Origin of the sequence: Rhodococcus sp. MS13 (genome assembly GCF_013277835.1) — a bacterium.
GTDB classification, from domain to species: domain Bacteria; phylum Actinomycetota; class Actinomycetes; order Mycobacteriales; family Mycobacteriaceae; genus Rhodococcus_F; species Rhodococcus_F erythropolis.
Genome location: NZ_VBTL01000002.1, coordinates 1 through 17,005 on the forward strand (window position 1 = coordinate 1; position 17,005 = coordinate 17,005).

12 protein-coding genes and 1 rRNA gene are annotated in these 17,005 nt (G+C 62.3%); 7 read left to right on the forward strand and 6 right to left on the reverse strand.

Going from position 1 to position 17,005, the window contains the following annotated elements:
* Positions 1 to 122: 122 nt before the first annotated feature.
* Positions 123 to 239 (forward strand): 5S ribosomal RNA (rrf, locus tag FEZ59_RS02465).
* Between the two features lie 327 nt (positions 240 to 566).
* Here the strand turns inward: rrf and FEZ59_RS02470 are convergent.
* Positions 567 to 1,964, reverse strand: a complete 1,398-nt coding sequence (locus tag FEZ59_RS02470; protein WP_172932189.1) for a PLP-dependent aminotransferase family protein — start codon at positions 1,962 to 1,964, stop codon at positions 567 to 569.
* A 49-nt stretch (positions 1,965 to 2,013) separates the two neighbouring features.
* Between FEZ59_RS02470 and FEZ59_RS02475 the strand changes: the two genes are divergently transcribed.
* The 4 genes from FEZ59_RS02475 (at position 2,014) to FEZ59_RS02490 (ending at position 6,234) form a co-directional block, all read left to right on the forward strand.
* On the forward strand, positions 2,014 to 2,472 hold the full coding sequence (locus tag FEZ59_RS02475; protein ID WP_113682033.1) for a carboxymuconolactone decarboxylase family protein: 459 nt from the start codon (positions 2,014 to 2,016) through the stop codon (positions 2,470 to 2,472).
* Between the two features lie 620 nt (positions 2,473 to 3,092).
* Positions 3,093 to 4,532 carry a hypothetical protein gene (locus FEZ59_RS02480; RefSeq protein ID WP_242459682.1) on the forward strand — a complete coding sequence of 480 codons (1,440 nt, stop codon included), beginning with the start codon at positions 3,093 to 3,095 and terminating at the stop codon, positions 4,530 to 4,532.
* 128 nt (positions 4,533 to 4,660) lie between these two features.
* Positions 4,661 to 5,359 (forward strand): class F sortase, encoded by a 699-nt coding sequence (locus FEZ59_RS02485; RefSeq protein ID WP_134998487.1) that lies wholly within the window; start codon positions 4,661 to 4,663, stop codon positions 5,357 to 5,359.
* Positions 5,360 to 5,436: 77 nt separating this feature from the next.
* Positions 5,437 to 6,234 (forward strand): SDR family oxidoreductase, encoded by a 798-nt coding sequence (locus tag FEZ59_RS02490; protein WP_172932190.1) that lies wholly within the window; start codon positions 5,437 to 5,439, stop codon positions 6,232 to 6,234.
* 14 nt (positions 6,235 to 6,248) lie between these two features.
* Here FEZ59_RS02490 and FEZ59_RS02495 read toward each other — a convergent pair whose 3' ends face one another.
* Positions 6,249 to 7,370, reverse strand: coding sequence for a GGDEF domain-containing protein (locus FEZ59_RS02495; RefSeq protein WP_019746669.1), 1,122 nt, complete (start codon positions 7,368 to 7,370; stop codon positions 6,249 to 6,251).
* Positions 7,371 to 7,545: 175 nt separating this feature from the next.
* Between FEZ59_RS02495 and FEZ59_RS02500 the strand changes: the two genes are divergently transcribed.
* Complete coding sequence (locus tag FEZ59_RS02500) at positions 7,546 to 8,190, forward strand: GntR family transcriptional regulator (RefSeq protein ID WP_020968281.1); 645 nt, start codon at positions 7,546 to 7,548, stop codon at positions 8,188 to 8,190.
* On the forward strand, positions 8,190 to 9,464 hold the full coding sequence (locus FEZ59_RS02505) for an MFS transporter (protein ID WP_134998486.1): 1,275 nt from the start codon (positions 8,190 to 8,192) through the stop codon (positions 9,462 to 9,464). Before FEZ59_RS02500 ends, FEZ59_RS02505 begins: the two co-directional genes overlap by 1 nt.
* Positions 9,465 to 9,513: 49 nt before the next feature.
* Here the strand turns inward: FEZ59_RS02505 and FEZ59_RS02510 are convergent, their stop codons facing one another.
* The 4 genes from FEZ59_RS02510 to FEZ59_RS02525 all read right to left on the reverse strand — a co-directional run bounded on the left by FEZ59_RS02510 (position 9,514) and on the right by FEZ59_RS02525 (position 16,967).
* Positions 9,514 to 11,085 carry a flotillin family protein gene (locus tag FEZ59_RS02510; RefSeq protein ID WP_134998485.1) on the reverse strand — a complete coding sequence of 524 codons (1,572 nt, stop codon included), beginning with the start codon at positions 11,083 to 11,085 and terminating at the stop codon, positions 9,514 to 9,516.
* A gap of 11 nt (positions 11,086 to 11,096) precedes the next feature.
* Entirely contained in the window at positions 11,097 to 11,612 is a 516-nt protein-coding gene (locus tag FEZ59_RS02515; RefSeq protein WP_172932191.1) for a hypothetical protein, read from the reverse strand.
* A 148-nt stretch (positions 11,613 to 11,760) separates the two neighbouring features.
* On the reverse strand, positions 11,761 to 13,062 hold the full coding sequence (locus FEZ59_RS02520) for a M1 family metallopeptidase (RefSeq protein ID WP_044480251.1): 1,302 nt from the start codon (positions 13,060 to 13,062) through the stop codon (positions 11,761 to 11,763).
* An 11-nt stretch (positions 13,063 to 13,073) separates the two neighbouring features.
* Positions 13,074 to 16,967: a Pls/PosA family non-ribosomal peptide synthetase gene (locus FEZ59_RS02525; RefSeq protein ID WP_003941141.1), complete on the reverse strand. Its 3,894-nt coding sequence runs from the start codon at positions 16,965 to 16,967 to the stop codon at positions 13,074 to 13,076.
* Between the last annotated feature and the right edge of the window lie 38 nt (positions 16,968 to 17,005).

The following is a 17,005-nucleotide window of genomic DNA, read 5'->3' on the forward strand; positions in this document are numbered from 1 at the left end:
CACACAGATACTGATGAGAAACTCTGTTTTCTCCGTCATCCATCCACCCGGTAACGGGTTCGGGTTGGTGCACGGTGAAACCAGGTGATCAGAAGTTGGTTACTGTGACAGTTTCATAGAGTTACGGCGGTCATAGCGAAGGGGAAACGCCCGGTCCCATTCCGAACCCGGAAGCTAAGCCCTTCAGCGCCGATGGTACTGCACTCGACAGGGTGTGGGAGAGTAGGACACCGCCGAACACAATGTAGAGAAGCCCCCCAACCAGTACTGGTTGGGGGGCTTTCTCGTACCCAAAACACCCCGAAACATCCCGTCGCCGGCACCCCCACCGGCACCCCCGACTTCGAGCGAACGGTACGTCCGTCGCCTCAGATCGACCCAACGTACCGTTCACACCATCACGAGCGGAAGCACGGCGGGCTCACCACCCCGTCCGGGACCGAGTGAACGACACTCTCACCCTCCTAGACGAGGGGAACGGTACGTTCACTCCATCAGGGCAGGGCAGGGCAGGGCAGGGCAGGGCAGGGCAGGGCAGGTGAGCGGATGGGCAGATCCGACAGGCGTTATCGCAGAGCCTCCTGCAGCACCTCGCAGAGCACATCCAGCGTTCTGGAGTACTGCGACTGCGTCGGCGTGCTGTAACCGACGACGATGCCGTCACCGCCGACTGACGATGCGTCGGGATGTCGGAAGACGGACAACCCTTCGAGCCCGAGATCGCGCGCCTGCGCCGCCGCAAGAACAGATTGTTCGGTGCCGGAGGGAAGGCGGATCACAGCGTGAAGACCCGCGGAGATCCCCTCGACCCTGACCTGGGGTACTTGCTGTGCAAGGGTCGCAACCAGTTGATCGCGTCGTCGTCGATACGAGGTACGCATCTTTCGAATATGGCTGTCGAATCTTCCGGATGCGATGAAGTCTGCCAAGGTCAATTGATCCGTTGAACTGACCCAGCGTTCGTAGGGTCCCTTTGTCGCGAGGACGGGTTCGATCAGCCTGTCCGGCAACACCATCCATCCGATGCGTATGGCCGGCGACAGTGTCTTGCTGACAGTGCCGAGGTACGCAACGTGCTGCGGCGCGATTCCTTGGAGTGCGCCGACAGGCTTTCTGTCGTAACGGAATTCGCCGTCGTAGTCGTCCTCGATGATGACGCCACCGGTAGTCGAGGCCCATTCGAGAGCGGTCGCGCGCCTCGCCGGTGTGAGGGGACCTCCGAGGGGAAACTGATGCGTCGGCGTCAGCAGAACACTCTCAGCAGGTGTTGACGCCAATTCGTCTGTGCAAGTGCCTGATCCGTCGACCGAAATGGGAATTGTCAGCAGTCCTTCGTCGACGAGCAACTGTCGGTGCAGGTGAAGGCAGAAAGCATCGACCGCAATCGTTCCTCCGAGTGCACGGGCGAGGAGGGAGATCCCGTGACCCGAGCTGGCACTGATCACAATGCGGCTCGGATCGACGCGAACGCCTCTGGTGCGGCTCAGGTATGTGGTGAGGGCGTTTCGGAGTTCGACTCGGCCTCTGGGATCAGTGGTCGCGAAAGCGTCGGTCGGCGCGGTGGTCAAAGCACGTCTGGCGGACGAAATCCATGCAGTCCGGGGAAACGCCGACGCGTCCGGTGATCCGGGGAGAAGGCTGTAGGTCAAGCGCCGTCGGGTCGGTGATGTTGATGGATCGACCTCGCGACTGTGTGTGCTGGCGAGCGTGGCGACCACCGTCCCGGAACCCGGCCGCGTGACAAGCCATCCAGCGGCGGCGAGCTCGGCATAGCAGTCCGCAACGGTGTTTCGGGCAACTCCGAGGTCGAGTGCGAGGGTGCGGGAAGGTGGGAGTCTGGTGCCGGGCTTCAACAGTCCACTGTCGATCGCGTCGCGAAGCGTCTGAAGCAGCGCAGCGCGAACCCCGATTCCCTGTGGCAGCTCGATATGCAGATCGAACCCAAGATTGGCCCATGAATTCATCACCGGATTGAACCATGTTTCGGGGTCTTTCCGGGACTACGGTTTGAGTATGACTACAGCAACAGGACAACGACTGGATATCGCAAAGCTGGCGCCCGAGGTCTACAAGGCGATGATTGCGTTGGATGCCGCTGCGCGCAAGGGGCTGGAGCCGACGCTCGTCGAGCTGGTCCTCACGCGTGCGTCACAGCTGAATCATTGCGCGTGGTGCTTGGACATGCACACTCGCGACGCCCGAAAGGTCGGCGTGACGGAGCAGAAGCTCTACCTACTGAACGCGTGGGAAGAAGCGCGAGGGATGTACTCCGATCGCGAACGCGCCGCACTCGCCTTGACCGAGGCCGTGACAGTCCTTACCGACGGTTTCGTTCCGGACGAGGTGTACAGCGAGGCGGCCGGCGAATTCTCGGACGAGGAACTGGCCCAGCTCATCAGCGTCATCTTCACGATCAATGCGTGGAATCGCATTGCGGTTACCACAAGGAAGGCGCCTCCGGTCCGAGACTGATCCGAGGCTCGTACTCCGCTCTCTATCGGGGGCAGATTGCCGCCGTCGAAGATCTGGGTAATCGACACAAAGAGGACCAAAAGATTGGTTAAGACTGTGAACAAAACCAACAGATTCTCTAAATGTGAGGCAAATCACATTTTGTGAATCGGTGGATTGTTCCGAGTATCTGCAAGTTGTCTGAATCCAGACAAAGCAGTCTCGGTTGGAAGTTCCGGTGAAGGGGTCCGCATTGCGGGCCCCTTCTTTTGTGTGCGCGCTGAAAACGCCCCTTCCTGTGAGTTTCCCCAGAATGTCCGAGTTACCGACCGGCTAGCGTCGGAGGAATGCCGGAAACGCCCCGGTTACGTGAGCCGATTTTGAGTTGATCGCGATAGTTGTGCGGTTGGACAAGGGTGCAGTCATCTTATTGGCTAACTCGTCGTCCGGAGGTTCAAGCTGCGTACGGGGGCTCGACGATCGGGTGGACTTTCTTGAAACATGCACTACATTGCCATCTAGTAACTGGCTGGTTGCCAAAAGCGATCAGCCGATCCTCTCGGAAGTGAGCGCTGGGTGGCGTGGCCTTGGGAATCCAAGCAACCTTCCCGCTACCGAAATGTCTTGAAAGGGAAGCTTTGATGACTGTGTCTGGTTCACGGCGTAGGCCGCTTGTTCTCCGGGTCTCGCTAACTGCAGCTATTGCCGCAACGGTGGCCGGTAGTAGCGTTGCTTTTGCTTCACCAGCTGTGTCCGCGCCGATGCCGGTGCGAACCGCGGCTGCTCCGGCGTTCACCGCCGGGTTGTGTGAGGGCACCGAGTACACGCCCTCAGAGCAGATGCTCGACATCTCCGGCATTCGGCTGGATCACTTCAACGACGGCAACATCGTGCCGATGTACGGCACCACCGATCGGGGTACATCGGCCGCGGTGGATGCTCCGGTCTGCGGTGTCCGCGACGTCGACGGAATTGCGAAGTCGGAATGGATGTACTGCACGGACTTCGATCTCGATCCATGTGCCGGCGTCGACGAAAACGGTTTGCCCGTGGACAAGCACAACGACGAGATGGGTGCGACGGTTCCGTCATCGGGCAATCCCGATCTGTCAGCCGACGATCTCGCTGTCATCAGTTGGTTGCTGCAGAATCCCGCCAAGCTCGACGGCGTCGTTTCGGGAAATGGCAGTGAGGATGCACGTTCGGCGCGGCAGACGCTGGTGTGGTGCGTTTCGGACTACGACAATCCGCTGATGGCCGATTTCAAAAGCCTGTGCGACAGGAACATCGGCGACGACGAGCGAGCTCGCATCGTCGAGATCATGAACGTCACGCAGACGCTCGACCTCGTTCGCAAGACGCCCGCGACGGGAACTTTGAAGGCAGGCGAGACTGCCGTATTCACCCTGAACACGAATATGTACCGGAAGCCGATCAATGTTCAGTCCTCGGCGGGCACCGAACTCACCGTCTGTGGCGACAACGCCAAGGCAACGTTGAGTGCAAACCAATTGACGGTCGACGGCCGCGGCGACGCACCGACTGCCGTGGATCTGTGCCTCACCACTGCGGACAGCGGTGACTACTCCGTGACCGCAAGCGTCATTCCGGATTCGGTCGAGAACCTGCACTGGAACACGGCAGGCGCACAGTGCCAGATCTTCGCGTCGTTCGACACCGTTCGGCCGGCGTTGATGAATGCGTCTGCCAGCGTCGGATATGCAGCAGCGCCCACGACGACACCCGCAACGACGACACCGGCAACAACGACACCGGCAACCACGACGCCTGCAACTCCGGTCGTTCCGATTGTGCCCATCGTGCCGATTGTTCCGATCGTGCCGATTGTGCCGGTCGTGCCCGTAGTTCCGGGTGCGCCTGTTCCGTCGCAGCCGGTTGCAACTCCCGCTGCTCCGGCGCCGTCCGCTCCGAAGCAGGCCACCGGACCTCGCCCGGTTGCCATCGACGGTGGTGCCGCTGAACAGAATTCAGGCCGCAACGTCGCCGTCGCAGTGACGGGCCTCGGGCTTGTCGGAATGGCTGCTGCCGGAGCAGTTGCTCTCCGCCGCAAGCGTTCCTGACGCCAGGCAGATGTAGTAGACGTCGGCACCGATCAGATTCGTGTGATCGGTGCCGACACAGATCAGACGCAGGGGGCGTCAATTCGCAAGAGGCGCCGGGGGTGCCTCATCCCGCAGGAGACAGTTCGATGACCATGCACGAGTCGGATCCCAATCCATCCAATCCATACGACGATCCCAACCACGATCAGCCCGCGAACATCGGCAAGGGGCGTCGAGTCGCGTTCATCCTGGCCCTCGTCGCGGTGCTTGTCGCCGGTGCTTCCATGGCCTTCGTCGGCCTGCGATCCTCCGATGACGATGCTGCGATCCCGCCGAGTCCGGGAGTTGTCATGTCGCACTCTGCGAATCCGGCAGCGCCTTCGGATGAGTTGATGACTCCCAACACCCTTTCGCTCGACCCGGTCGGTGTTCAGGCGCCGATCGTGGACGCCACCGTGCCGGAAGGAGTTCTCACTCCGCCGGAGAACGTCAAGAACGTCGGAATCTGGCTCGACGGCGCCTCGCTCGACTCGGTCACCGGCACGACTTTGATTGCCGGACATGTCAATTTGACCGGCCAGGGTAACGGTGCACTGTTCGACCTGGGCACGATCGAACCGGGTGAAGTGATCCGTACATCCGACGCGACGGGCAAGAGCACGTCGTGGAAGGTGACTGCGGTGACGACGCGTCCGAAGGCCGATGGCGTGGAGGAAAGCGTGCTGGCCGGCCCGGATGGCCCTCGAAAGTTGGCAGTCGTAACCTGCGGCGGCGAACTGCAATTCGAGGACGGTGTGGGTAACTACGCCGACAACGTCTACCTGTACGCGGATCTGATGGTCTGAGACACAGAAACAATCCAGTCGGTCCCCGATCCCTCTTCGTAGAGATCGGGGATCGCCTGTTGGATAGTGTCGCAGGTATGGATCTTCACCTGTCTGGAAAGCGTGCGATCGTTGCCGGTGGTAGCAAGGGGATCGGTCTGGCAATCGCCAGAGGTCTGGCCGCAGAAGGGGTCGACATCGCGATACTCGCGCGCACTGAGCAAACGGTCGTGGATGTTGCCCGAGATTTGGCTTCGGAGTTCGGAATTCGTGCGACCGGAGTCGTGACGGACACACGAGACGACGACGCAGTTCAAGCGTCGGTGCGGCAAGTAGTAGAGGAGTTCGGCGGCGTCGACATTCTGGTCAACTCCGCAGCGACTCCATTCAGCGCCGGAAAGCCGACGGATTTCGAGGCGACCACCGACGACGTCGTGCGCGACGAAGTCGAAGTGAAAGTGCTCGGCTACCTGCGCACTGCGCGTGCTGTAGCGCCGTATCTGATCGATCAGGGTTGGGGTCGGATCATCAACATCAGCGGTTTGGGTGCCAGACAGGCAACCTCGATCGCCCACACGATCCGCAACGTCAGTGTGTCTGCGCTGACCAAAAATCTTGCAGACGAGCTGGGCCCCAAGGGAATCAACGTCACAGTCGTCCATCCGGGCGTGACGCGGACCGAGAGGTTGACCGCGCGGATTACGCGCGAGTCGGAAGAATCCGGCCGCTCGCAGGCGGAGGTGGAGCGGGGTATCGCGACGAATTCGATACACCGGATCATCGACGCCGAAGAGGTGGCTGACGTCGTGACCTTCCTGGCATCGCCGCGAAGCATCGCGATCACCGGTGACGCGGTGGCAGCGGGTGGAGGAGTGCCGGGGCCGGTCTATTACTGAGAACTCACGTACTGCTACCTGCTCGCGGTGGTGACGATCGTGTGAACACGTCCGCCGCCGAGTCTCTTGCTTTCGTACATCGCCGAATCGGCGACTTTCTGCATGTCGGTGAACGCTGTTGCACGCTCTTCTCCGGCGACGAATTTGTGGGTACGCACGGCGATTCCGATGCTCGATGTCGACGGTATCTCGTCGGTATTCGAGTGCATTGCCGGTCCGATCGAGTCGAGCATCGGGCCGATGGCCGGCACGGAAAGTCTTTGAGCGAGGATGAATTCGTCGCCGCCGACCCGTGCGACAACAGCATCGGCATGTGCCCAGGCGGACAACCGCTGTGAAACCCGGAGAATTATGCGGTCGCCCACGTCGTGACCGTGTACGTCATTGATCGTCTTGAACCGGTCGATGTCGATGGCGATCACGAGTAGTGCCGCCGATTCCTGACGCTGGAACTCCGCGAGTACCTTCTCGACGTGGCGGTCGAGGCCACGACGGTTCAGGAGCCCGGTGAGGGGATCGAGGTCGGAGCTGGACGCGTCCATGCTGAGCATCGTCAGCACGATCTGCGAGATGAACGCACAGACCACGAGTGCGGTGACGACAACCAGCACTTTCGAAACACCGAGCGCAGGATCTCGCTCCGGCCCGAAGAGGATCGGCTGCGCAGCCACCACGATCATCACAACCGAGAAGGTCAGGTGTGCGATCTGCAACTTCGGATTGTGAAAATAGGCGATGTAGATACCGATCAACGCGTAGATGACACAGGTGAGTAATCGCGCAAGCTGCGAGGAATCTCCAAGTACGGAAATCGTGACTGCGATGTCGCAGAAGACTACGAAACCGAACGAGCGGCGCTTTGTCGGGCCGAAGACCCACCATGAGACTCCGACCATGAAGCACGAGATCACGACAACAGTGTTGAAGAACAGCGCAATCGTGCTTGTCGGACCGGCCGGACTGAATCTGTTGAGTAGTGCGCACACGCCCAGTCCGATGACAATGATGCCAAGTAATAGCCGGGTGGCGGTCGTGAGGCCGTTGTCGCGGAGATAGCGAGTGAATCGGTCGTATTGATCGGGGAGGGCCAGCCACTCGCGGGTCAGGGTCCTCATGGACTTCATCTGCGACGTCATGAGTGCATCAGTCTGCGATGGCGGGAGCGTGCGCCGTTCATCGTGAACTGACTCCTCTTCTGTCTGGCACCTTGCAATGCTAGCTGGATCGATGCCGTGTTGGACCGAGATGTTCGGATCGGCGACCCGAATGTCTGGGTTCCGCCAGCGTGGAGTATAAATACATCTTGTGTCTATGTTGTATTCCGCTTCGGAAAACGTCTTCCGCGAAGTCAAGGAGCTGATCCTTTCCGGCGAACTCGCCGGCGGGGAGCTGATCAGCGAGGGTGACATCGCCGCTCGGACCAATGTGAGCCGAACGCCGGTGCGTGAGGCGTTTCTGCGTCTCGAGTCGGAAGGTTGGATGCGCCTCTACCCGAAGAAGGGGGCGCTGATCGTCCCGGTCGCGGATGGGGAAGCGGAACACGTAGTCAGTGCCAGACAACTCGTCGAGACTCAGAGCGTTCGAGTGGTGTCGGTCCGACCGCACGCGCGTGAAACGCTTGTCGCAGCGTTGCGCGCGAATCTGATCGAGCAACGTGAGATTGCTGATCGCGGGGACGTTGCCGCGTTCAGCGCAATCGATGCCGACTTTCACAAGATGATCGTTGCCGCCGGTGGGAATCCTTTGCTCGACTCGTTCTACGCGAGTCTGCGCGACAGGCAACGACGGATGACAGCGCGGTCGATCTCACGCGACCCCGGCCAACTGTCTCGCATCCTTGCCGACCACACCGCGCTTACCGACCTCGTCGAAACAGGCGATGCAGACGGATACAACACTGCCGTCCTCACACACATGCGCCAGGTGCACGGCCTCGGCTTCGAAGGAACTCTGTGATGAGCACCCAAACAATAGACGCTGGGACCGCAGCCGAACGTCGTCCAGGCAGTGAACGTGGCACCGGCGGAAAATGGCTGTGGCTGACCGTTGCCGCCAGCATGTTCGCCGCGGCCTGGGGCGGAAACGAATTCACGCCACTGCTGGTGATGTACCGACTCGACCACGGCTATTCGCCGGTGATGGTCGACTTCTTCCTCTTCGCCTACGTCCTCGGAATTGTGCCGGCCCTGCTGCTCGGCGGCCCGCTGTCCGATCGATTGGGTCGACGCCCGATCATGCTCCCCGCGCCGATAATCGCGATCGCCGGTTCGACGCTGCTCGCTTTCGGGGCCGACTCCGCTGCCGCTCTCATTCTGGGAAGAATCCTCTGCGGCATCGCCTTGGGGATCGGTATGGCCGTCGGCGGCTCCTGGGTCAAGGAGTTGTCCACGCAACCTTGGGATTCGGCGGCGTCGGAAGGCGCAGGTGCTCGGCGAGCGGCGATGAGTCTGACCGCTGGCTTCGCCTTGGGGGCGGGTGCCGCGGGAATCTTGGCGCAGTGGGCGCCCATGCCGAGTGTGTTGGCGTACGTCCTGCACATCGCGATCACCGTCCTCGCCGCCATGGCGCTGTGGCGTGCTCCCGAAACACGACCGGCACAGGCGAAATCCGACCGTCGCAGGTTGATCGACGACCTCAAGATCCCTTCGGCAGGTCATCGTAGATTCCTCTACGTCGTTGTTCCGTTGGCGCCGTGGGTGTTCGGTGCTGCCAGTGTCGCGTATGCAGTTATTCCGGCGCTCATGACCGGGCACAGTGGCGATGCGCCCGTGGCCTTTTCGGCTCTACTGTGCATGGTCGCGCTGACATGCGGATTCGCGATTCAGTCGTTGGGGCGAAAGATCGATACCGACCGCAGCGCGCGCGGCGCAGTTGTGGCTCTGGTGTTTCTGGTGGTTGGTATGGCCGGCGCTGCTCTGGTTGCGTCGACGCTGACCGTGGCGATCGCGATCGTGGCTGCAGCGATCCTCGGTTGCGGGTACGGCATGGCATTGGTTTCCGGGTTGCTGGAGATCCAGCGAATCGCGGGGCCGGACGATCTGGCAGGACTGACCGCGGTGTTCTACTCGATCACCTACATCGGTTTTGCTGTGCCTGCGTTGCTGGCGATGCTGTCGGAAAGCATTCCGGCGCTGAGCTACACGGTGACTCTTCTGTTCGGATCAGCCGCCGCCGCTGCCTGCTTGATTCTGATTCTCTTCAAGTCGCGTTCACATCTTCCGAGCGCGTGATGCCGTCCGATCCGCCGACCCCTGCGAGAGTCGGCGGACCGGGGCGAAATCACGCGTCCACAGTTGCGGAAACGTTTTCCGAATTGTGGACCGAATTGTGTACCGAACCAACCGGAACCGATGCGGTCTTGTTCAGGCCGTTGAGCAATCCGGTGATATCGACGCCTGAGCTTTCGAGAGTTTCGATGACTCCGGCGATCACCTGGGGGCTGATGCCCAGGATCGAGCCGATCGAACCCTGGGCCCCATCACTGCCGCCGACGATGGAGATGCGGTCGATGTCGCCGACCGGCTTCGCCGCTGCTGCGGTGGCGTCGACCAATGCTGCCAGAACATCAGGCAGAGTGAGCAACTGCGCGGCCTGCGGGGTGTAGGAATTGAGCGCCTCGGCGATCTGACGCTTACCGGCAGCTTCGGCTTCGAGCTTGGCGCGCAAACCATCCGCCTCGGCTTGTTGCTCGGCACGGACGGCGTCGGCCGCTACCTTGCGGCCGTCGGCTTCGGCTTCCAGACGTGCTCGAAGGCCGTCGGCATCAGCCTGCTGCTCAGAGCGAACGGCGTCGGCGACGAGCTTTCGTGCATCGGCCTGAGCGCCGCCGGCCTGCCTTGCTGACTCGGCCTGTGCCTGGGCGCGGAGGATCGCGGCCTGTCGCTCACCCTCTGCGCGTGCGATGGAGGCTTGGCGTTCGGCCTCGGCCGGTGCAATGACATCTGCCTGCAATGCCGCTTCCGATTGCTGGGCGCGACGACGCTCGACCTCGGTGCGAGCTTCGACGCGGGCCGCCTCGGCCTGCTCCCGTGCGATGCCGACGGCCTTCTCGGCTGTTGCCTGCGCGAGAGGTCCGGCCTGGTCGGCTTCTGCGTTCTCGGCTTCGGTCTGTGCTCGCAGGCGAGCGAGTTCGACGTCGCGTTTCTGATTTGCACTCGCGATCGCGGTGTCGGCCTCGGCCTGTGCGACCGAACCTGCCTGTCGCGCCTTTGCTGACTGGATCTGCGAATCACGCTCTGCTTCAGCAGTTCCGATCGCGGCATCACGTTTGACCTCGGCGATGCGGCGCTGACCGAGCGATTCGAGATAGCCGTTGAAGTCGGAGATTCCCGCGATCTTGATGACATCGACTTCCATGCCGATGCGGGCGAGGTCGCCGCCTGCCTCCTCGACCACACTGCGCGCAAGCGAATCGCGATTGGAGTTCAGATCCTCGACCGTCATGGTCGCGGTGATTCCGCGCAGGCTGCCTGCGAGGATTTCGTTGATCTGCTGCTGGAGTTCGTCCAGGTCGGAAGTCAGGAATCGTTGCACCGCTGTCTGAACCGCTTCGTCGGCGGAACCGATTCGCACCAGGCCGACTGCCTCGACGTTGACCGGAACACCGTCGTTGGAGAGCGCATTCTTGAGATTGATGCTGACGTTGAACGGCTCGAGCGACATGATGTCGACGCGTTCGATTCCGGGAATCTTGAATCGGGCTCCGCCGCGGACGACTTTCGGCTTGCCTCGTCCGGTGAAGACCGCCACTTCGTTCGGCGGGACCTTGACGTAGTTCTTCACGTAGATCGCGGGGAGAACGATGAAGATGATTACTGCGACTACAACCGCAATGATGATGATTGGCAGCATGTATCGAGTCCTTAGATCGCGTCGTCAACCGTGACGACGTGAAGGTATTGATCGTCTACATCGGCGATGTAGACGGTGGTGCCGGTGGTGAGCGCCATCGGCTGTGCACTGACGGCCTTGGCCTGGACGCGATTGCCTTCGGCGTCGACGAACGAGACTTCTCCCCAACCTTCGGCTGCGATGGTGAGGGTGACCGTGCCCAACAATCCGTGGTATGAAGCGCGCCCGATGTGCGAATTATCTTGTTGCTTAAGGATATAGGGGAGAAGAAGGCCGCGCGTGACGACAACGAGAACGGCGGCGAGTGCGAGTGCTGCAATCACCGCTACCAGCGTCGGAGCGTCCGCGAGAGTGGCAGCTACGCCGCCGGCGCCGAAGCCGAAAAGTGCTGTGGCCAAAGTTGTCAGGCTCAGAAATGGCAGCCCGTCTGCGTGGCCGCCGCCCAGATCTGCAACCTCGCCGACGGCAAAGGCTCCGATCAGGGCGACGACCCCAATCACGAAACATATTGTGAATACAACAAACATCGATCCCCCGATCTACCTGTCGAGGAAGCGTGCCCTGAGAATTGTGTTGTCGGGGTCGTCCCTCGGCCCACCTCTATAGTAAAGGTAAGACAAAGCTAATCGGCGCATTCGGAATGTTTCGGCGTGGTGCTACGGCTGGGGGAAAGCGTCAAAGCCGAGGTAGCGGGCGTTGATTCAGCCATGCATCCCAGAGAGGGCGAAGTGGGGTGTCGGTGAAACGTGAAGCGAGATCGGTGAATTGCTCGGTGCTGACCGTGCTGTGCCGATGCTTCGTAGTCCACTGGCGAATCAGTTCGAAGAACTTCTCGTCTCCGAGAACGCCGCGCAGGGCGTGCAGAGTCAACGCGCCCCGCTTGTAGATTCGATCGTCGAACATCAGGGCAGGCCCGGGATTGGCGACGATCAAGTCCTGAGATTTACGCCCGAGCCCTTGATAGGCGTTGGTCGCGAGTTGGTTCGAGGATGGGCCACCGGAATTCTCGGACCAGATCCACTCCGCGTAACAGGCAAAGCCCTCGTGTAGCCAGATATCGCACCACTGCCCGAGAGTGAGGCTGTTGCCGAACCATTGATGGGCAAGCTCGTGTGCGACAAGACGTTCGGAACCGCGCCTACCCGTGCAGTGGTTGGCTCCGAAGATCGAGAGTCCCTGCGCTTCGATGGGGATTTCGAGTTCGTCGTCGGTGACCACAGCGGTGTAGTCGGCAAAGGGATACGGGCCGAACAGCTTTCCGAAGACCTCCAGCATCTGGGGTTGGCGCCCGAAGTCGACGTCGAACGCTGCGCGCAGCCGAGGTGGGTGAACGGCGAAGACCGGTACCGGCCCGGCGCTCACCTGTCGGTGCTCGTACTGACCGATCTGAATCGTCGCCAGGTAGGTTGCCATCGGTTCGGTCTGCTCGTAGACCCACGTCGTCTGACTCGCACGGGTCTGCTTGCGGATCAGCTTGCCGTTGGCGAGGGCATAGAACGGGGAATCGGTGGTGATCGAGATGCGGTACGACGCTTTGGAAATCGGATGGTCGTCGCACGGGAACCAGGACGCCGCGCCGTTGGGCTGACTTGCGACCAAAGTTCCTTCGTCGAGTTCCTCCCAGCCGACTTCGCCCCACAGGCTCTTGATCGGCTCGGGGTTGCCGCTGTACGCGATGGTGACCGACAGGGCACCGCCCGCGGGGATCTTGGTAGACGGCGTGAGGATCAGCTTGTTGTTCAAGTGCGCGTACTTGGTGCCGCGGGCACCGTTGACGGACACCTTGGACACCTGCAGGTTCTGCGCGAGGTCGAAGCTGAACTTGGATCGGCTCTCGGTGGTGACAGCGGTGATGACTGCCTTGCCGGCGAGACGGTTACTGAAGACCTTGTACGTCAGTTCCAGTTCGTACCGAGACACGCGGTAACCGCGGTTGCCGTTGTGTGGCAGGTACGGATCGAGCGGCTCTTCGAGCATTCTGTTCGGCTTCACGACGCCACCCACGGTGCAATCGGATTGCCCTGCCAGCGGGTGGAGGGCGGAACGGTGTCACCTCGCATCACCAGAGATGCAGGCCCTACCGTCGCTCCCGCGCCGATGCCGGCTGCGGGTAGCGCGACACAATGCGGTCCCAGCGTTGCTCCTGCTCCCAAGGTGACGGTGTCCATGGACATGATCCGATCATGGAAGAGATGAGTTTGCACGACGCACCCCCGTTCCACTGTCGCTCCGTCGCCCAAAGTCACAAGATCTGCCTCGGGTAGCCAGTACGACTCACACCAAACGCCCTTGCCGATCTTGGCCCCGAGCCCACGCAAGAAGATGTTGAGTACGGCAGTACCAGTCGCTGCGCGAGCGAACCACGGCGCCGCGACGGTTTCGACGAACGCGTCGGCTACCTCGTTGCGCCAGACGAACGAACTCCACAGCGGATGCTCGACCTTTGCGATGCGTCCGACGACGATCCACTTGGCGGCGATGGTGATCGCGCCAGCCACTGCTCCGGCGACGAGCAGAATTACGCCGCTCAACAGAGCCGCGAACCAGAATCCGACGGCGCCGACCAGTGCTTCGAGTGCAAACAGAACACCGAGACCGATGCCGAACGTGACCATCACGGGGATCAGTCGGCAGGTTTCGACCACTCCGCGGGCGATCTTGAGGCGCATCGGCGGATTGAACGTGCGGGCGGCGTCGGTGTCCCCGGCAGCCCTTCTCAGACGTACCGGTGGACTACCCAGCCACGATGATCCGGACTTGGCCTTGGACGGGGTGGCCGACAGAACCGCCACGAGACCGTTCTTGGGGACGCGTCGACCGGGTGCGGTCATACCGGAGTTGCCGAGGAACGCACGCTTGCCGATCTTCGCCTGTTCGATGTGCATCCAGCCGCCGCCGAGGCCGTAGCTCGCAACCATGGTGTCGTCGGCGAGGAATGCGCCGTCGGCGACCGTCGTGAACTTGGGAAGGAGGAGCACGGTGGATGCTTCGACGTTCTTGCCGATCTTGGCGCCGAGGAGGCGGAGCCATCCCGGCGTCAGCAGGCTCGCGTAGAGCGGGAAGAGGAAGGTTCTGGCCGAGTCGAGCAGGCGTTCGGTCGCCCACACCTGCCAGCCGATGCGGCTGCGGACAGGGTGGTAGCCGGGGGTCAGCCCGATCGAGAGAAGACGAACGGCCACCAGTGTGACGACTGCGAAGACGAGCAAACTCAGGATGGTCGCGACGGGAAGCATGATCAGCGATTGGAGCACTGCACTCGCGAGCGTGTCGGTGTCGCGGATCCACCAACCGATCAAGGCGATTCCGGCCATCAGAGCGAAGATCGGCATACCGGCCAGGAAGACCGAGGTGACGCCGTATACCGGCACCCAGCCGGGTGCGCGCTTCGGATGTTCGGCCGGCCAAGGATGATTCGCTTTCCCGACCTTGGTGGCGGGGGATCCGGCCCACTGCTGGTTTGCCTTCACTCGGCCGAACACCGCAGATCCGGGTTCGACGACGGCGTCCCGACCGATACGCGCGCCGGGCAGAAGCGTCGAGCGTGAACCGACGGAGGCGCCGTCACCGATCTTGATCTCGCCGATGTGAATGACGTCGCCGTCGATCCAGTGGCCGGAGAGGTCGACTTCGGGTTCGACGGAGCAACCGTCACCGAGTTCGAGCATGCCGGTGATGGGAGGAAGTGTGTGGAGATCGACGCCGCTGCCGATGTCGGCGCCGAGGGCGCGGGCGTAATAGAGCATCCACGGTGCGCCCGAAAGATTGGCTGCGCCACTGGCTTCGGTGAGTCGCAGCGCTATCCACAGACGCAGGTGTTCACTACCACCTCGCGGGTACGTTCCTGGTTCCAACTTGCGTAGGAGCAGGCGCGCCCCGACGACGGCGATGGTCATACGGCCGATCGGCGTGATGAACACGATGAACGCCAACAGGATCCACCACCACGAGACCGTGGGCGCCCAGCTGACGTCGACGAACCAGCCGAGGACGTTGTTCGCGATCGCCAGCCACGTCACCCACTGCAGTCCGGTGAGCGTCGTGAGTGGAACGGTGACGGCGATCTGCGCCAGCTGAGTTTTCAAGGGTGTTGGAGCGACGATGCGCGGCTCCACAGTTTCGGTGGGTGCCAATTCGTCGAGATATTCGGCGAGCGATCCCAACCGTGGATGGTCGTAGAGCTGTGCGACGGTCACTTCGGGGAACCGCTCGCGCAGGGCGGTCACCAACTGAGCAGCAGAAAGGGATCCGCCGCCCACTTCGAAGAAGTCGTCGTCGAGTCCGGTGATCTGGGCTCCCAGGATCGATCCCCACAGACCGGCAACCCAGGCGGCGGTGCCGTCGAGGCCCAACGCGGCCCCGGCATCTTCACCGGCGCCGGGCAACGGCCACGGCAGCGCATTGCGGTCGACCTTGCCTGACGTACGCGTCGGAAGTTCGTCCATCAACGCCAGACGCGGCACGAGGGCTGCTGGGAGCTGCTCGCTGAGCAGTGCATGAGCGGCCTTGAGATCGAAGTCGGGATCCGTGCTGGCGATGTATCCGACGAGGAGCTGGTTGCCGGCTGCCGTCTTCTTCACGGCTGCGGCAGCGCCGCTCACACCCGGCAGGTTCTGCAAGGCGTTGTCGACCTCACCGAGTTCGATGCGCCTGCCGCCGAGCTTGACCTGATCGTCCGCGCGGCCCTGGAACATCAGGCCGGTGGTCTCGAGCCGGACCAGGTCGCCGCTTCGGTAGGCGCGTTCCCACCCGAGCGAGGGCATCGACGCGTACTTCTCGGCGTCCTTCGCGGGATCGAGGTAACGGGCGAGGCCGACGCCGCCGATCACCAGCTCGCCCACCTCGCCGACCGCGACGGGATTGCTCTGGGCGTCGACGACGGCAAGGTCCCAGCCGTCGAGGGGGAGGCCGATGCTGACGGGGCTCTTGCCGTCCATCAGTGCGCCGCAGGCGACGACGGTTGCCTCGGTGGGGCCGTAAGTGTTCCAGACCTCGCGGCCCTCGACGGCCAGGCGCTCTGCCAGTTCGGGTGGGCAGGCTTCGCCGCCGAAGATCAGGAGTCGAACGGCTTCGAGGGCCTCGGCCGGCCACAGAGACGCAAGCGTCGGCACAGTGGAGACGATGCTGACGTCACGCGAGACCAGCCACGGGCCGAGGTCCATGCCGCTGCGAACCAGCGAACGAGGAGCCGGGACGAGGCAGGCGCCGTGGCGCCACGCGAGCCACATCTCCTCGCAGGACGCGTCGAATGCCACGGAGAGTCCCGCGAGGACGCGGTCACCAGGCCCGATGGGCTCGTCCTGGAGGAACATGCGCGCCTCGGCGTCGACGAAGGCTGCGGCATTGAGGTGAGTGACCGCGACGCCCTTGGGCGTGCCCGTGGATCCTGAGGTGAAGATGATCCAGGCGTCGTCCTCGGGTTCGGGTTCGCGAACCGGTGGATGTTCGAGCCGCTTCGGCGCCGTCCCCGGCTGGATTCCGTCGCCGGTGATGATCGCCGCTACCTGCGCCTCGCCGAACACCAACTCGGCGCGCTCTTCCGGATCGTCGGCGTCGACGGGAACGTAGGCGGCGCCCGCCGCGAGGATCGACAGGATCGCCACGTACAGCGAACGCGAACCTGACGGCATCCTGATTCCGACGCGGTCACCTGCGCCGACGCCGGCATCACCGAGCCAGCGCGCACCGAGCGCGATCTCGTCGAGCAACTCCGAGTACGACAGTGTGGTGTCGCCGTCGTCGATGGCAGGTGCTTCCGGGTTGGCCTCGGCTGAGGCCCGCACGATGTCGATGAGCGTGCGCGGCGCAGGTGCATGCGCCGACCGTAGGAATACGGACGGAATCCCGAAAGATTGTTCCGTCTCCGACTGCGACTGGAGTGGCAAACCCGTTGGTCCTGTTCTACTCACGAAACTTAGAGTCC

Excerpts from the sequence above, each read along its gene's own strand:
- FEZ59_RS02490 (WP_172932190.1), top strand. The coding sequence starts at position 5,437 with ATGGATCTTCACCTGTCTGGAAAGCGTGCGATCGTTGCCGGTGGTAGC.
- FEZ59_RS02475 (WP_113682033.1), top strand. The coding sequence starts at position 2,014 with ATGACTACAGCAACAGGACAACGACTGGATATCGCAAAGCTGGCGCCC.
- FEZ59_RS02510 (WP_134998485.1), bottom strand. The coding sequence starts at position 11,085 with ATGCTGCCAATCATCATCATTGCGGTTGTAGTCGCAGTAATCATCTTC.
- FEZ59_RS02505 (WP_134998486.1), top strand. The coding sequence starts at position 8,190 with ATGAGCACCCAAACAATAGACGCTGGGACCGCAGCCGAACGTCGTCCA.
- FEZ59_RS02470 (WP_172932189.1), bottom strand. The coding sequence starts at position 1,964 with ATGAATTCATGGGCCAATCTTGGGTTCGATCTGCATATCGAGCTGCCA.
- FEZ59_RS02485 (WP_134998487.1), top strand. The coding sequence starts at position 4,661 with ATGACCATGCACGAGTCGGATCCCAATCCATCCAATCCATACGACGAT.
- FEZ59_RS02495 (WP_019746669.1), bottom strand. The coding sequence starts at position 7,370 with ATGACGTCGCAGATGAAGTCCATGAGGACCCTGACCCGCGAGTGGCTG.
- FEZ59_RS02515 (WP_172932191.1), bottom strand. The coding sequence starts at position 11,612 with ATGTTTGTTGTATTCACAATATGTTTCGTGATTGGGGTCGTCGCCCTG.
- FEZ59_RS02520 (WP_044480251.1), bottom strand. The coding sequence starts at position 13,062 with ATGCTCGAAGAGCCGCTCGATCCGTACCTGCCACACAACGGCAACCGC.
- FEZ59_RS02480 (WP_242459682.1), top strand. The coding sequence starts at position 3,093 with ATGACTGTGTCTGGTTCACGGCGTAGGCCGCTTGTTCTCCGGGTCTCG.
- FEZ59_RS02500 (WP_020968281.1), top strand. The coding sequence starts at position 7,546 with ATGTTGTATTCCGCTTCGGAAAACGTCTTCCGCGAAGTCAAGGAGCTG.